Source organism: Vibrio chagasii (genome assembly GCA_041879415.1).
In the GTDB taxonomy this organism is placed as follows: Bacteria; Pseudomonadota; Gammaproteobacteria; order Enterobacterales; family Vibrionaceae; genus Vibrio.
In genome coordinates this window covers 670,699-687,478 of record CP090851.1, presented here as the reverse complement: position 1 = coordinate 687,478, position 16,780 = coordinate 670,699, and the positions used below count along the sequence as shown (strand labels likewise).

The 16,780-nt window shown below is 43.5% G+C and carries 13 protein-coding genes; 5 read left to right on the top strand and 8 right to left on the bottom strand.

Annotated features, from left to right (window positions below; translation table 11 throughout):
* Nucleotides 1-211 precede the first annotated feature (211 nt).
* The 3 genes from glgA to topA all read right to left on the bottom strand — a co-directional run bounded on the left by glgA (nucleotide 212) and on the right by topA (nucleotide 6,040).
* Entirely contained in the window at nucleotides 212-1,666 is a 1,455-nt protein-coding gene (gene glgA, locus L0991_03090) for a glycogen synthase GlgA (GenBank protein ID XGB63061.1), read from the bottom strand.
* Nucleotides 1,656-2,873 (bottom strand): glucose-1-phosphate adenylyltransferase, encoded by a 1,218-nt coding sequence (gene glgC / locus L0991_03085; protein ID XGB63060.1) that lies wholly within the window; start codon nucleotides 2,871-2,873, stop codon nucleotides 1,656-1,658. The genes glgA and glgC overlap by 11 nt, the downstream gene beginning before the upstream one ends.
* 536 nt (nucleotides 2,874-3,409) lie before the next feature.
* Nucleotides 3,410-6,040, bottom strand: a complete 2,631-nt coding sequence (gene topA / locus L0991_03080; GenBank protein ID XGB63059.1) for a type I DNA topoisomerase — start codon at nucleotides 6,038-6,040, stop codon at nucleotides 3,410-3,412.
* A gap of 439 nt (nucleotides 6,041-6,479) precedes the next feature.
* On the opposite strand from topA, the gene L0991_03075 reads away from it, so the two are divergent.
* Complete coding sequence (locus L0991_03075) at nucleotides 6,480-6,725, top strand: YciN family protein (GenBank protein XGB63058.1); 246 nt, start codon at nucleotides 6,480-6,482, stop codon at nucleotides 6,723-6,725.
* A 61-nt stretch (nucleotides 6,726-6,786) separates the two neighbouring features.
* Here the strand turns inward: L0991_03075 and aroA are convergent, their stop codons facing one another.
* Complete coding sequence (gene aroA / locus L0991_03070) at nucleotides 6,787-8,067, bottom strand: 3-phosphoshikimate 1-carboxyvinyltransferase (GenBank protein XGB63057.1); 1,281 nt, start codon at nucleotides 8,065-8,067, stop codon at nucleotides 6,787-6,789.
* 162 nt (nucleotides 8,068-8,229) lie between these two features.
* The gene (locus L0991_03065) at nucleotides 8,230-8,685 is read right to left on the bottom strand and encodes a glycine zipper 2TM domain-containing protein (GenBank protein XGB63056.1); all 456 of its coding nucleotides are present in this window, start codon (nucleotides 8,683-8,685) and stop codon (nucleotides 8,230-8,232) included.
* A 53-nt stretch (nucleotides 8,686-8,738) separates the two neighbouring features.
* Here L0991_03065 and aat point away from each other — a divergent pair, with 53 nt between their 5' ends.
* From aat to infA, 3 genes are all read left to right on the top strand, one after another.
* Nucleotides 8,739-9,449 carry a leucyl/phenylalanyl-tRNA--protein transferase gene (gene aat, locus L0991_03060; GenBank protein ID XGB63055.1) on the top strand — a complete coding sequence of 237 codons (711 nt, stop codon included), beginning with the start codon at nucleotides 8,739-8,741 and terminating at the stop codon, nucleotides 9,447-9,449.
* A complete protein-coding gene (locus L0991_03055) occupies nucleotides 9,449-10,147 on the top strand; it encodes an arginyltransferase (protein XGB63054.1) in 699 nt (232 codons plus the stop codon). The genes aat and L0991_03055 overlap by 1 nt, the downstream gene beginning before the upstream one ends.
* Nucleotides 10,148-10,228: 81 nt before the next feature.
* Nucleotides 10,229-10,447, top strand: a complete 219-nt coding sequence (infA, locus tag L0991_03050; protein XGB63053.1) for a translation initiation factor IF-1 — start codon at nucleotides 10,229-10,231, stop codon at nucleotides 10,445-10,447.
* Nucleotides 10,448-10,679: 232 nt separating this feature from the next.
* Here the strand turns inward: infA and clpA are convergent, their stop codons facing one another.
* A complete protein-coding gene (gene clpA / locus L0991_03045; protein ID XGB63052.1) occupies nucleotides 10,680-12,953 on the bottom strand; it encodes an ATP-dependent Clp protease ATP-binding subunit ClpA in 2,274 nt (757 codons plus the stop codon).
* A gap of 39 nt (nucleotides 12,954-12,992) precedes the next feature.
* A complete protein-coding gene (gene clpS / locus L0991_03040; protein ID XGB63051.1) occupies nucleotides 12,993-13,313 on the bottom strand; it encodes an ATP-dependent Clp protease adapter ClpS in 321 nt (106 codons plus the stop codon).
* A 569-nt stretch (nucleotides 13,314-13,882) separates the two neighbouring features.
* Between clpS and cspD the strand changes: the two genes are divergently transcribed.
* A complete protein-coding gene (gene cspD / locus L0991_03035; protein ID XGB63050.1) occupies nucleotides 13,883-14,104 on the top strand; it encodes a cold shock domain-containing protein CspD in 222 nt (73 codons plus the stop codon).
* A 269-nt stretch (nucleotides 14,105-14,373) separates the two neighbouring features.
* Here cspD and L0991_03030 read toward each other — a convergent pair whose 3' ends face one another.
* Nucleotides 14,374-16,599: an NADP-dependent isocitrate dehydrogenase gene (locus L0991_03030; protein ID XGB63049.1), complete on the bottom strand. Its 2,226-nt coding sequence runs from the start codon at nucleotides 16,597-16,599 to the stop codon at nucleotides 14,374-14,376.
* Nucleotides 16,600-16,780 lie beyond the last annotated feature (181 nt).

Sequence of the window (16,780 nt, the reverse complement as noted above, 5' to 3'; positions counted from 1 at the left end):
GAGAAGATTAGGTGATAATAGTGTCAAACCTATCATTAACCTCGTGAATACCTTAACTACCTTTTCTACCGAACTACAATGAGTTTGCAAGCTTTGTCTTAATATACTCGATGTGCTCGGACCAGAAAACAAAAGGCGCCCTATTCTCAGAGCGCCTTGTGTGATTTCATTTTATCTACTTTGCTTATTTGGGTATCTGATTAAACTGCTACTACATAGCAGAGTGGTACATTGCTAAATACTCTTTTGCAGCATCTTCCCAACTAAAATCTTTCTGCATTGCATAAAGCTGAACACGCTTAATTTCAGATGGGTTTTGTGCGTAGAGCAACAACGAACGATGTAGAACAGCCAACAAAGCCTGCGGAGTCGGCTCCTCAAAAGCAAAGCCGGTCGCAACCTCTGGATCCTCATCATAATCATTAACACTGTCTTTTAGACCACCGACAGAGCGAACGATAGGTAAGGTGCCATAAGCCATACTGTAGATCTGGTTTAAACCACAAGGTTCAAACTCAGAAGGCATCAAGAAAAAGTCAGAACCCGCTTCAACTAGATGCGCTAACTCATTGTTGTATGCCTCTACAAAAGAGAATTTTTCTGAATGCAGCGCTGATAGCTCTTTAAGCTGGCTCGCTAAAACAGGGTCACCCGTACCTACAATCACAATCTGAAGATCGTTCTTCAAGAACTGCTCTATAATAGGCAGCAAGTAGTGAACACCTTTCTGGTTCGTTAGACGACAAACCATCCCATACACGGCACAATCAATAACCGGCAAGCCAACGTCTTGCTGTAGTTTCTGCTTACACGCTGACTTTCCACGTGCCATGCTGTGTTTGGTCGCTTTGTATTTACGAGGAAGAAATGCATCCGTTTCTGGATTCCAAGCACCGTAGTCACAACCATTTAGGATTCCGACTAAGTCTGAAGCTCTGCGTTGAAACTCAGCTGCCATGCCATGGCTACCAAGCTCTGTTTTTAGCTCTTCTGCGTACGTTGGGCTTACTGCGTTCACTTTATCTGCGCATAGCACACCAGCTTTAAGCATAGTCACGTGCGTATCACTGACCGCAGCATCCGGAACATTACGACTGTGCATTTCAGGAAGACATTGCAGCTCGTCGTATGAGAATACGCCTTTGAACACCGCATTGTGGATTGAAATGACACTGCGCGTGTTCTCAAAGAAGTCATGCTGTTGGTAACGAGATTTAAGCAAGAAAGGAACAAAGCCAGTATGCCAATCGTTCGCGTGAATAATATCTGGTTGGAAACCAAGCTTAGGAAGCATATCCAAACATGCTGCACTGAAGAACGAAAAGCGCTCGCCATTATCAGCATAAGCCTGATTATTTTCAGCGTACATTTCTGGACGGTCGAAGTATTTAGCACATTCAATACCAAACACTTGTACGCCTTCAACACTTAACTTCTTAACTTGATAAGCCGTATGCGGCCAATGATCGAGCTCTGTCGATAGAACAACTTCTGCAGAATCAATATTTGGGATATTGCGGTAAGCGGGGATGGTCACTCGAACGTCCTGTTCGAGTGTTTGTAACGCTTTAGGCAGTGCCTTGGCTACATCAGCCAAGCCACCGCTTTTAATTAAGCCTTCAACTTCAGACGCTACAAAAAGTACCGAGAGAGTCTTAGTAACCAACTCGAGCTCCTTTAGGGATTACTACTACACCATCGTCAGAGACGTGGTAATGCTTTTTGTCTTCTTTCAGGTTTACACCAATCTGTGTACCCGGTGCGATGTCTGCATCTTTATCGACGATAACACGACGAAGTACACAGCCCTCGCCCACTTTTACATCGCCCAATAAGATACTCTCGCTGATATCACACGCTGATGCGATGTTGCTACGGAAACCAAGTACACACTTCTCGATACGAGAGCCACGAACATAACTACCATTACACACTAAACTATCGATGATTTGAACACGGCCATTAGCCGAGTCTGTAAACGTCGCAGGTGGTAATGGTGGGTAGTAAGTGTGCAGTGGCCATTTGCGGTTGTATAGTGAGAATGGTGCATCTTTTTCAAGAAGATCCATGTGCGCTTGCCAGTACGCGTCAATCGTACCTACATCACGCCAGTAAACTTCTTCTTTCTCACCAGTAATGCGGTTGGTGCTGAAGTCATACACAAACACATCACCACGTGGGAACATGTTAGGAATAATGTCTTTACCAAAGTCATGTGAAGAACCTTCACGATCTGCGTCTTCAACAAGCTCCGCAAAAAGCTCATTTGCTTCAAATACGTAGTTACCCATAGAAACCAATGCCGAATCAGGATCGCCAGGGATTGACTTAGGGTTTGCAGGCTTTTCTTCAAAGCCAATCATACGCCCTTCCGCATCAACTTCGATAACACCGAACTCTGATGCTTCAGCCAAAGGCATACGTAGAGCAGAAACCGTTAGTGCTGCTTTCTTCTCTTTGTGGAAATCAAGCATCTGCTTAATGTCCATCTTGTAAATATGGTCAGAACCAAAGATACAAACTTGATCCGGTTCTTCTAGCTGCATGAAGCGAAGGTTTTGGTAGATAGCATCTGCCGTGCCTTCATACCAACGCTTACCCGTACGCATTTGAGCAGGGATTGGATCGATAAAACGATCTGTTATACCACTGATATTCCAACCTTTTTTCATATGGTGGAACAGTGACTGTGACTTGAACTGCGTTAATACATAGATCTTCATTAGATCCGCGTTAACGAAGTTATTTAAAGCGAAATCAATTAAGCGGTAACTACCACCGAAAGGAACCGAGGGTTTGCTGCGCGATTCAGTTAAAGGTCTTAAGCGAGAGCCTTCACCACCAGCAAGAATCATTCCCAATACACTAGCCATTTTATTCTCCATATATTTATAGCTTGTCGATGTCAGCACTCGTAGAGGTATCTTCCTCTGGGGGATGAGCACTGACAATGATTTCGGTACTTAGCGAATATCCATTCACATACAGTGACAGTATCCTAAGCCAAACGTTGTTTTTCGTGCACTATTGTTTGCACTTGGTTTTATATACGTTATCGACTTTCCAGCCGATTTCAATTTTTAATACGCCATTCTGTGCTACGTAAGCTGATTGCTTTCCTAAGACTTAAAGCAGCTCACATTACACCGTTTGAGCGAAACATTACATTAACACCCAACACACATCAGGTATACAACTAAACACTGATCTGTGAGTTACAATATTCTAATTAAGTTACACATTCGTTACAGTTGCATAAGATAGTGTGATTAATCTCTTAATTTATTTTACGCTATAAATTTAATAAAAGATTACAACTAAGACTTAATTTCAACCAGTTGCATAATTAGTCATATATGAGTCGAAAAAAAGCAGCCTATTGGCTGCTTTTTATATCAATAACGTTCAGTTACTTTTCTTTGGGCTTTTTACGTTTATCCGTTACTTCCCATTTACCGTCAATGTACAAGGCGGTCCAACCAGAAGGCTTACCATCCACTTCTGTACGAACGTAGTTCTCTTTTGTCTTACGACTAAAACGAACCACTGTCGGCTTACCGTCAGGATCAGCCACTGGTGCTGTCGTCAGGTATTGGAACTTCGGTGAAATACGGTCTTTAAAGCGAACTAATTCTTCCACTAAAGGAGCACGAGTTTCACGTGATTTAGGGAAGTTACTTGCTGCCATGAATAGACCAGAAGCACCATCACGAAGTACAAAGTACGCGTCTGAGTTTTCACATGGAAGTTCAGGGAAATGTACTGGGTCTTCTTTTGGTGGCGCAACTTCGCCGTTTTTCAAAATCTTACGAGTGTTCTTACAATCTTCACTCGTACAATCCATGTACTTACCGAAACGACCATTCTTCAGAACCATATCTGAACCACACTTGTCACACTCAACAAGCGGGCCATCATAGCCTTTTACTTTGAATTCGCCGTGTTCAACCACGTAACCTTCACAGTTCGGGTTGTTACCACATACATGCATCTTACGCTTGTCATCAATCAGATAAGCGTCCATTGCCGTTTCACAAATTGGGCAACGCTTTTTAGCTCGAAGTGCTGCGGTTTCAACATCTTCTTCAAGAACGTTGATAATTCCTTCTTCATCACCAAGGTTAATCGTTGTCTTACAACGCTCTTTTGGTGGAAGTGCATAACCAGAACAGCCTAGGAATACGCCAGTCGAAGCAGTACGAATACCCATATTACGGCCACAAGTTGGACACTCGATATCAGTTTCTACGATGTGGTTTGGCTTCATGCCACCTGCATCTTCGTCGAGATCCGCTTTTTCCAAATCACCAGTAAAATCTTTGAAGAAATTATCTAGCACACCTTTCCAGCTTGCTTCGCCTTCAGCGATTTGGTCTAACTTCTGCTCCATACGAGCCGTAAAGTCGTAATTCATTAGGTCATTGAAGCTGCCGTCTAGACGGTCGGTAACAATCTCACCCATCTTCTCAGCATAGAAACGACGCTGTTCAACTTTCACGTAACCACGATCTTGAATCGTAGAGATGATCGACGCGTAGGTTGAAGGACGACCGATACCACGTTTCTCAAGCTCTTTAACAAGCGCCGCTTCAGTGAAACGAGCCGGTGGCTTAGTAAAGTGTTGCTTAGGATCCAATGCAATAAGATCCAGCTTATCGCCAATTTGTACTGCAGGCAGGATCGTATCTTCGTTTTTCCCCATCGGACGTTGGACACGAGTCCAACCGTCGAATTTAAGGATACGACCTTTCGCTTTTAGCGTGTACTCTTCCGCTTTCACGCTTACTGTTGTTGAATCGTACTGCGCAGGGGTCATTTGACACGCTACGAATTGATTCCAGATTAGCGAGTAAAGCTTGTGTGCGTCTGCGTCTACACCATTTAAGTCTTCTGACTTAACATCAACGCTTGAAGGACGAATCGCTTCGTGAGCCTCTTGAGCGCCCTCTTTGCTGCCGTATACTAGCGCTTTAGGTGGCAGATACTCTGAACCAAACTCAGAACCGATGTATTCACGAGCTGCTTCTACCGCTTCCGAACTCAAGTTGGTTGAGTCAGTACGCATATAAGTAATGTAGCCCGCTTCATATAGGCGTTGCGCCAACATCATGGTTTTCTTTACGCCATAACCAAGACGAGTACTCGCAGCCTGTTGAAGCGTTGAAGTAATGTACGGTGCAGACGGCTTACTCTTAGTTGGGCGGTCTTCACGCTTACATACTTCGTATTGAGCTTTCTCAAGAACACTCAATGCAGCTTGTGTTTGTGCTTCATTTTCAGGTTTAAACGCAACACCGTCTTTTTGTGCTACTTGAAGTCTAAAATCTGTTTTTTCTGCTGTTTTGGTATCAGCGTGCACATCCCAGAACTCTTCCGGAATAAAGGCGTTGATCTCGCGCTCACGCTCAACAAGAAGCTTTACAGCCACTGATTGAACACGGCCAGCGGATAGGCCTCGTGCTACTTTCTTCCAAAGCAGAGGGGACACCATAAAGCCAACAACACGGTCCATAAAACGTCGTGCTTGCTGTGCATTTACGCCATCGATATTCAGCTCACCTGGAGTTTCAAAAGCTTGTTGAATTGCGTTCTTGGTGATTTCGTTAAACACCACTCGCTTGTATCGCGTTTCATCGCCACCGATGATCTCACGAAGGTGCCATGCGATAGCTTCTCCTTCGCGGTCCAAATCGGTTGCGAGATAAACATGGTCTGCGTTCTCAGCCAGTTTTTGCAATTCAGCAACGACTTTCTCTTTACCAGGTAATACTTGGTAATTTGCTTCCCACTCTTTATATGGGTTGATACCCATCTTTTTAATAAGAGCTTTGCGATCTTTTTCTTTCTTGATACGAGCTTTCTCTTCTGGGCTCATACCCTTTGTTGAAACTGCAGCAGCCTTTTTACCAGTACTTTGACCTGCCGTTGGTAAATCACGTACGTGACCTACACTCGACTTAACGACAAAGTCTTTGCCAAGGTATTTATTGATAGTTTTAGCCTTGGCCGGCGACTCCACTATAACGAGCGATTTACCCATATTGACTCTAACGTCCTTAATCACGATGCTTCAGCACCAACAATTTAACTTGCGGGCTTTTACGCATGATATTCTAAATTCATTGCTTCTTTTTTTACTATTGTGCGAGATTACTAGAAGATCAACCGCTTTTTTCAAAATTGGATCTGATCGCTCGACAATTCGACGACTCACAGATAAAAGGGTCACAATATAAAGAAGCTATAAAGTACTCGAAAAGAATACTAGCAAGAGCCTATTCATCAGGCATTAACTCTAAACGGGCTCATACTAAGCTTGTCCACGAATCGAACGCGAGCCCCATTCCATTATTTTTGCCATAAATCACAAAATAAATTGTGGATATTCGAAAAGACTCTCTTAATCGGTTGTGAAATCATTGAATTTCTAGTTCGACACCATAAACTCAACGTTATATTCAGTTATCAGAGATAAACTCATGACAAAGAAAGTAATAGCAGAATTTGATTTACTGCTTATCGCAAACCAAATTATCCAATCACATGATGACTACATTGAAGGCATGCGCGCAAACAGCGTAGTAGAGAAAGACGATGTTCTCGTCTTCAAAGGCGAATACTTCCTAGACAGCAATGGAATGCCGACAGAAAATACAACCGCAGTATTTAACATGTTTAAATACTTAGCGCACCATCTTTCAAAAGAATTTACGCTTCAGCAGTAATTAAAAAGCTTGCCATTTAGGCAAGCTTTTTTACTTCCTGAGCTTTATCAACTTAGCATTCTTATTGACTCAGCATCTTCAGTTTGTCGAAGTAGTCAGGGAATGTCTTCGATGTACAACCTGGGTCATTAATCGTTACCGGCGTATCGCTTAGCGCGACCAACGAAAAACACATTGCCATACGGTGATCATCGTAAGTATCAATCGCCGCATGTTTCAATTCAGCCACTGGATTAACGATGATGTAGTCTTCGCCCTCTTCTACCTCTGCACCCACTTTACGTAGTTCGGTTGCCATGGCCGCAAGACGATCGGTCTCTTTCACGCGCCAGTTGTAGACGTTACGAATCGCTGTTGTGCCTTTTGCAAACAGGGCTGTTGTCGCAATCGTCATTGCTGCATCAGGAATATGGTTGTAGTCCATATCAATGCCCTTCAGATCACCGCAACGAGAGATAACATAGTCATCACCCCATTCAATTTCAGCACCCATTTTTTCAAGTGCGTCAGCGAATTGGATATCACCTTGGATACTGTTTTTACCAATACCCGTTACCTTAATTTCGCCACCTTTGATCGCAGCTGCTGCTAGGAAGTAAGATGCCGAAGATGCATCACCCTCGACAAGGAAATCGCCTGGTGCTTTGTACGATTGACCCGTCGGAATGACAAACTCTTGGTAATCATTGTTGATCACATCCACACCAAATTGTTTCATAATGTGTAGCGTGATATCGATGTATGGCTTAGAAACCAATTCACCCTCAATTTTGATGGTCACTTCACCTTCAGCTAAAGGTGCTGCCATCAAAAACGCAGTCAAAAATTGGCTAGAAATAGAACCGTCGATCGAAACCGTACCACTTTTCAGACCTGTGCCTGTGATTTTCAACGGTGGGTAGTTTTCATTTTCTAAATATTCAACGTTAGCACCAGCTTCTCGCAAAGCAGTCACTAAGTGGCCAATCGGACGCTCTTTCATACGTGGCTCACCCGTTAGAACGTATTCACCACGACCTAAACAAAGTGCAGCCGCAAGCGGACGCATCGCAGTACCTGCGTTACCTAAGAAAAGTTCGAGAGCTTTGTCACTTGAGAATGCACCACCAACGCCCGTCACCTCACATACGGTTTTGTCCGCTGATAGCTGATAATCGATGCCTAACTGGGTAAGAGCATTCAACATGTGGCGAATGTCATCACTGTCTAATAAGTTGGTTAGGCGCGTAGTTCCAGTTGAAAGCGCAGCCAAAAGAAGCGCACGGTTAGAAACACTTTTTGAGCCAGGTAGGTTAACTTCCCCACTCACTTTTTGAATTGGTTGTAACGTAAGGCTTTCCATTAAATCTTTTAGTCCTTGTACCACCCGAAGTCACTGGCGAGTATTTATTTTCGGGTGATGAATAATTCTTCGTACTTGCAGACTAACGAACTTTTCCATTGAACTCCAGAGCTAATCCCCTTCAAAAAGGTGATTAATTAGCCAACCAATCGTATTTTTATACTAGTACACGAGATCAACACGAACACCATCTGAAAAATAGAGGATTCTCACGTCGTCACCTCGGTTAAACAACATCGTGCTATCGACGTCTTGGATGATATTGACGAGCTTGTCGTCTTTGGTTTTAACCAGCAGTTCAACCAACTTATACTCCACTCGATATTGGCTATCACCTCGGTTTCGAGCGATTCCAGCCCCAGCAACAGCACCGACAGCCGTTGCTACTTCTTTACCTGTACCACCACCAAATTGGTTACCAATTAAACCACCAATCGCAGCACCTAATAGGGTCTCCCAGCCGCTCGCTTTCGATTCCACTATCTCTTGTTGAGTAATATATCTCACGGTATCAATTTCACCATAAACAACCTCATTCACCGGTCGAGCTTGATTTCGGTTATAAGCTGCATTTGCCAACATGGGCAAAACAAGTAAAATCCAAAGCAACTTCTTCATGGTAGAACTCCTAATGACCTCATGGTCAGTGATTAATCTGAAACGCGGTACTTATGACTATATACCTAACTGAACTCGATACTACTAGTATAGAGTTTCCATCTCCCTTCGATGCACTGGATGAGCCGAATGGCCTTCTTGCTTTTGGGGGAGATCTATCGCCAATGCGAATCTTAAATGCTTATAGTCACGGTATATTTCCATGGTATGGCCCAGGTGAGCCTATACTTTGGTGGAGCCCAGCACCACGAGCGGTATTTAATCCTAAGACATTCAAACCATCGAAAAGTCTTAAAAAGTTTCAAAGAAAACATAATTATCGTGTCAGCATTAATCAAGCGACGGATAGAGTCATCGGTTATTGCTCATCGTTAAGACCGGAAGAAGAGACCTGGCTAAACAGCGACATGCAGGCCGCCTACCGAGAGCTCGCTTCGTTAGGCTTCTGTCACTCGGTGGAAGTATGGCAAGGTGACGAGCTAGTCGGTGGGCTGTATGGCTTACAAAGAGGACAAGTCTTTTGCGGTGAATCCATGTTTAGCTTAAAGACCAATGCCTCTAAAATCGCTCTATGGTATTTTTGTCACCACTTTGCTCAGTCTGGAGGCAAGCTCATTGATTGCCAAGTCATGAACCCTCATTTGGAGTCTTTGGGGGCATTAGAAGTAGAAAGAGAAGAGTTTCTCAGCTCTCTGCAATTACTGAAAGATAAGCCTGTTAACGATGTATGCTTTGAAAACCAATGGCTAGAGGAAATGCCTTAATGAATCCAGATTTACAACAAATCAGAATTGGATTAACAGACAATCATGCATGTAGCTACCTCCCCCACTTAGAGGAAAGGGTCGCTGTCACGCTTGATGAGCACATGCACACCTCAGAGAATTATGAAGTGCTGCTTGCGAATGGATTTCGTCGCAGCGGCGCTACTATCTATAAGCCACATTGCGATAATTGTTCAGCATGTCAGGCGATTCGCCTTTCAATCCCCGACGTTAAGTTTTCCAAAAGTCAGCGAAGAATTATCAATAAAGCGAAAACCTTTCGTTGGGAGCTCAAAGATACAATGGATGATAACTGGTTTGACTTATATAGCCGTTATATCACCGCTCGCCATCGTTCAGGCACTATGTACCCACCGAAAAAAGAAGAGTTTCTACAATTTTCTCAAAATGAGTGGTTAACCACTAAGTTCATGCATATATACAACGACACCGATCTCGTTGGCATCGCTGTGACCGATGTGATGTCTCACTGTACCAGTGCGTTTTATACCTTTTTCGATCCGGATATCGATATATCCATGGGGACGCTTGGCGTTTTGTTCCAAATCCAACATGCTCAGAAAGAACACAAACAGTGGCTATATTTGGGTTATCAAATCGATGAATGCCCTGCTATGAACTATAAAGTACGATTTCAACGTCATCAAAGGCTAGTAAATCAGCGGTGGCAAGGGTAGAATACGCCACAACTTTACATATTTTGATTTTGACGGCACAATCAAGCCGTTGAAAACCGCCAAGTTTCGAAAGAGGATTAGATGGCTAAAGAAGACGTAATCGAGATGCAAGGCACTGTCCTTGATACTCTACCAAACACAATGTTCCGTGTTGAGCTTGAAAACGGTCACGTAGTGACAGCACACATCTCTGGTAAAATGCGTAAGAACTACATCCGTATTCTTACTGGTGATAAAGTAACTGTTGAGATGACTCCATACGACCTTTCTAAAGGCCGCATCGTCTTCCGTGCTCGTTAATTTTTAATTATCGAATACGATAAGAAACGGAGCTTAATGCTCCGTTTTTTATTGCCTACCGTTTGGCACTTTGTCTTAACACCTTTTCTTCGTATCTCGTATCTCGTATCTCGTATCTCGTATCTCGTATCTCGTATCTCGTATCTCGTATCTCGTATCTTCAAAACATAAAAAAACGCACAACCTAAGTCATGCGTTTTATGCCTATTCTATAGAGCTATCTGCCTCTTTGTTAGTGCATCACCTCTTCTTTAGCACCAACATAGACAAAATGAAGTTCGTCTTTTTTAAGTGTTACTTTAACCGTACCACCATCAACTAAGCTACCGAACAACAGTTCATTCGCAAGAGGCTTCTTAAGCTTCTCTTGAATCACACGCCCCATTGGACGAGCGCCCATTGTCTTGTCATAGCCTTTGTCTGCTAACCAGTGACGAGCATCTTCAGAAACTTCTAGAGATACGCCACGAGCATCCAGCTGAACCTGAAGCTCAACAATGAACTTGTCGACAACTTGGCTAATCACACTTGGGTCAAGACTATTGAACCAAATGATGTTATCAAGACGGTTACGGAACTCAGGAGTAAAGACTTTCTTAATTTCGCCCATCGCATCTGGTGCGTGATCTTGTTGGATCAGGCCGATCGATTTCTTCTCTGTCTCAGCCACACCCGCGTTAGTCGTCATCACAAGGATCACATTACGGAAATCCGCTTTACGACCGTTGTTATCCGTTAGTGTGCCGTTATCCATCACCTGAAGTAGTAGGTTGAAGATGTCTGGGTGAGCTTTCTCGATCTCATCAAGCAGCACAACCGAGTGTGGGTTCTTAATAACCGCATCAGTTAGTAGACCACCTTGATCGTATCCAACATAACCAGGAGGAGCACCAATTAAGCGACTCACTGAATGACGCTCACCGTACTCAGACATATCAAAGCGCAGCAGTTCAATGCCCATCAGTTTAGACAGTTGAACCGTTACCTCCGTTTTACCTACTCCAGTAGGACCTGCGAATAGGAATGAACCAACAGGTTTATTATCAGCACCAAGTCCTGCACGCGTTAGCTTGATCGCTTCACTCAATACATCAATAGCTGGGTCTTGTCCGAACACCAACATTTTCATGCGGTCGTCCAGTTTCTGCAGCGTATCTTTGTCTGAAGACGATACTGACTTCTCTGGAATACGAGCCATTTTCGCAACCATTGACTCAATGTCCGCCACGCTAACTGTCTTCTTACGACGGCTTGCTGGAGCGAGGCGACTACGAGCACCCGCTTCATCAATAACATCGATCGCCTTATCAGGAAGGTGACGTTCGTTGATGTATTTAGCAGACAGTTCCACAGCCGCACGTAATGCTTTATTGGTGTAACGTACTTCGTGGTGAGCCTCGTATTTTGGCTTCAAGCCAATCAGAATCTTAGTCGTATCATCTAATGAAGGCTCGACAATATCGATTTTTTGGAAACGACGAGATAGCGCACGCTCCTTCTCAAAAATACTGCTGTATTCTTGGTAGGTCGTAGAACCGATACAACGCAACTTACCGCTGCTTAGTAGTGGTTTGATTAAGTTAGCCGCATCTACCTGACCACCCGATGCTGCGCCCGCACCAATAATGGTATGGATTTCATCGATGAACAGAATTGCGTCTTCTTCTTTCTCTAACTGCTTAAGAATCGCTTTAAAACGTTTCTCAAAGTCACCACGATACTTAGTACCTGCAAGCAGCGAACCAATATCTAGAGAGTAAATTACGCTACTCTGAATAATTTCAGGCACTTGTCCTTCAACGATACGCCATGCAAGACCTTCAGCAATAGCCGTTTTACCTACACCAGCTTCACCAACGAGTAGAGGGTTGTTTTTACGACGACGACATAGGACTTGAATAGTTCGCTCAAGCTCTTTGTCTCGACCGATTAGTGGGTCAATATTGCCTTGCTTGGCCACTTCATTGAGGTTGGTCGCAAAGTTTTCTAAGCGGTCTTCTGAATTTGCTTCTTCGGCATTCTCTACTCCACCAAATGAGTCTGATGATGAAGCACTATCGCCTTCATTACTGGCTTTAGTAATACCATGTGAGATGAAGTTAACGATATCTAAACGGCTAATGTCATTTTTCTTAAGAAGATAAGCCGCGTGAGACTCTTGCTCACTAAAAATGGCGACAAGCACGTTAGCACCTGTTACTTCACTGCGACCCGAAGATTGGACATGAAAAACAGCACGTTGAAGTACTCGTTGGAAACTCAACGTAGGTTGGGTCTCACGAGTTTCGTCACTTTCTGGAATAAGTGGGGTCGTTTGGTCAATAAAAATATCGAGCTCGTTGCGAAGAGCATCGAGATCAGCCTGACAAGCTTGGAGCGCTTCCTTGGCCGCATCATTTTCTAATAATGCTAGTAGGAGGTGTTCGACAGTCATAAATTCATGTCGCTTGTCTCGCGCACGAGCAAATGCGCCATTTAAACTCGACTCTAATTCTTTATTTAGCATAAGTACCTCCTAAGGGAACAACAGTGTTGTTCGAGCAATTTATACTTGCTCCATTGTACATAGTAGCGGATGCTCATTTTCCTTTGAGTACATCGTGACTTGCGCTACCTTTGTTTCCGCTATTTCAGCACTGTATGTACCGCATATAGCTTTACCTTCATAATGAACCTTGAGCATCACTTCCGTTGCTTTTTCGATATCTAGTGAGAAGAATCGCTCTAGGATCTCGATTACAAAGTCCATTGGCGTGTAATCATCGTTATTCAGTACGACGTTATACATTGCCGGTGGCTTTACTTTTGTCGCTTCTTTCTCCAGTAAATCTGAGCCTGGAGATGCCCATTCAAAGTTTCTGCTCATATCGCTTTGCTAAGGGTTATTTTTCGGAAGTGGTGAATGTTTGTGTAACTTAAATTTACCACATTCACGCTTTACGGTGTACTAAGAAACCGCACCGAGAAACAGTACCAAAAAATATTCCTCTATACTGAGCCTAATCCACCATTTCCGTCGCTGCAAATAAAAGATCTCGATTCACAGGATTAACATATGTGATTGATTAAAAAGACGCCATAACTATTGACGATAACGATACGAAACGCTCTAAGTTACTATTTAGTTAATAGTTTGTGATAAATCTCGAATGTGATTTGTTATTAAATTTGATCACTTTTATACCAATTTACTATTGACTGTGCTCAATCATTAGCTACATTGGAGCTAAAAGGTTTTTCTAATACAGTTTCATAACACGCTTGAAAATTTAACAATAAGGAATAATTACGCAGGGCAGCGTTAATTTCCGTAAGCAATGTCTGAAATTCAAACTGCCAACTGAACACCTTTGGTTGGGGGGAATGATGTCAATCGAACTTACATTGATTTGATATAAACAACGTTAGTAACAAAATGCATGAGGGATGTATAGCATGGCTACAGGTACAGTAAAATGGTTTAACAATGCCAAAGGGTTTGGCTTTATTTGTCCAGAAGGTGAAGAAGGCGATATCTTTGCGCACTACTCCACAATACAAATGGAAGGTTACAGAACCTTAAAGGCTGGTCAGCAGGTCGACTATGAAGTAGAAAGTGGACCTAAAGGCTCGCACGCTAGCTCCGTTGTTCCTGTAGAAGGCAGTGCAAGTAAATAGGCAAAGCTGCCATATCGTGTTGACCTAAATAGCACTATTTGAAAGTTAACAGATTATGAAAACCGCTCCTTTGATACCTGTATGCAGAGTTCAATGAGCGGTTTTTTGATCTTTGGCGACACATATGTTCTGCGTAGAGGCTGTTTGATACCGGGTTCGACATTGAAACAGGCAGAAACAAAAAAGACGCTTTAACGATTACGTTAAAGCGTCTTTTATTATGTCGTCTGTAAGCGCTTTAGAAAGCACTCACAGAAACGCTCTGCATTCTAAGCATCGATAAATGCGTTTAATGTAGCACTTGGGCGCATTAGTGCAGAAACTAGTGCATCATCAAATAGGTAGTAACCACCTAAGTCACCAGCAACACCTTGTGCGTTATTTAGCTCAGCTACAATTGCTTCTTCGCTTTCAGCTAACTGGCTTGCCACTGCTGCAAATTCAGCTGCAAGGTCTGCATCAGCAGTTTGCTCTGCAAGTGCTTTAGCCCAGTACGCCGCTAGGTAGTAGTGGCTACCACGGTTATCAAGCTCACCTACTCGACGTGATGGTGACTTGTTGTTGTCTAGGAATTCACCGGTCGCTTTATCAAGCGCATCAGCGAGAACTTGAGCCTTAGCGTTACCAGTAACCACGCTTAGGTGCTCTAGAGATGCAGCTAATGCCAAGAATTCACCAAGAGAATCCCAACGCAAGTGGTTTTCTTTCTCTACTTGTTGAACGTGCTTAGGAGCAGAACCGCCAGCACCCGTTTCAAACAGACCACCACCGTTCATTAGTGGAACAATTGATAGCATTTTAGCCGATGTGCCAAGCTCTAGGATTGGGAACAGGTCAGTTAGGTAATCACGCAGTACGTTACCTGTAACCGAAATCGTATCTAGACCTTCTTTAATACGAACTAGAGAGAACTTGGTCGCTTCTAGCGGAGAAAGAATCTTTAGTTCTAGACCATCTGTATCATGCTCAGGTAGGTAAGCATTCACTTTCTTAATAAGCTCTGCGTCGTGTGCGCGAGATTCGTCTAGCCAGAATACTGCTGGAGTAGCTGAAGCACGAGCACGTGTCACAGCAAGCTTAACCCAATCTTGGATTGGTGCATCTTTAACCTGACACATACGGAAGATGTCGCCTTCCTCCACGTCTTGCTCAAGAAGCACTGAACCTGAAGAATCAACCACTTGAACCTGACCAGCAGCTTCTAGAATAAATGTCTTATCATGAGAACCGTACTCTTCTGCTTTTTGAGCCATTAGACCTACGTTTGGAACGCTACCCATAGTTGTTGGGTCGAACGCGCCATTCTCTTTACAGAAATCAATCACCGCTTGGTAGATGCTCGCGTAGCTACGATCTGGGATCATTGCTTTAGTGTCTTTTTGCTTACCTTCTGGGTCCCACATTTGGCCAGAAGAACGTAGCATTGCAGGCATAGATGCATCAACGATGATGTCACTTGGTACGTGCAGGTTAGTAATACCACGGTCTGAATCTACCATCGCAAGTGGTGGCTGAGTTTCGTAAACCGCTTGTAAGTCAGCTTCAATTGCCGCTTTTTGATCTTGAGGCAGTGACGCGATCTTAGCGTATACATCACCGATGCCGTTGTTAACATCAACACCTAGCTCTTCAAAAAGCTGACCGTGCTTAGCGAAAACGTCTTTGTAGTAAACCTTAACCGCGTGACCAAAGATCACAGGGTCAGAGACTTTCATCATGGTTGCTTTCATGTGTAGAGAAAGCAGTACGCCTTGCTCTTTCGCTGACGCGATTTCTTTTTCAAAGAATGCCACTAGAGCAGCTTTGTTCATTACTGAAGCATCGATGATCTCTTTATCTTGTAGTGCAAATGCTGGCTTCAATGTTTTCTTAGCGCCATCTTTACCTACAAACTCGATGCTCACTTCTGTCGCACCGTTGATTGTTGTCGATTTTTCGCTACCGAAGAAGTCTTTATCTTCCATGCTTGCAACATGTGATTTAGAGTCTGCTGACCAAGCACCCATTGAGTGTGGGTTTTTCTTCGCGTAGTTTTTAACTGAAAGCGGTGCACGACGGTCTGAGTTACCTTCACGCAAGACTGGGTTTACTGCACTACCCTTGATCTTATCGTAAGTCGCTTTAACTGCTTTCTCTTCGTCAGTGTTTGCTTCTTCTGGGTAGTTTGGAAGTGCGTAGCCTTTTGATTGTAGCTCTTTGATTGTTGCTTGTAGTTGAGGTACTGATGCAGAAATGTTTGGAAGCTTAATGATGTTCGCTTCTGGTGTCTTAGCCAATTCACCTAGTTCTGCTAGTGCATCACCAATACGTTGTTCTTCGTTCAAGTAGTCAGGGAAGTTGGCAATAATGCGCCCTGCAAGTGAAATGTCGCGAGTATCAACGTCAATACCTGAAGAAGCTGTAAAAGATTGAATGATTGGCAGTAGAGAGTAAGTTGCTAGTGCCGGAGCTTCGTCTGTAATGGTATAGATGATAGTTGGTTTTTCAGTAGGCATGAAATTTCCCTATAGTTCTTACAAGCTCACATTAATAGTGAGAGTGTTATAAATTGACCAGTAAGCGACTCTGAGAGTGAAAACTGCTTACTCGATAGTCGTACTCTATCTTATTTTTCATGCAATCTAATGACAGCATGAACCAAATCCGTGAGTGCGTTGTTATAATAAAACACGTTGG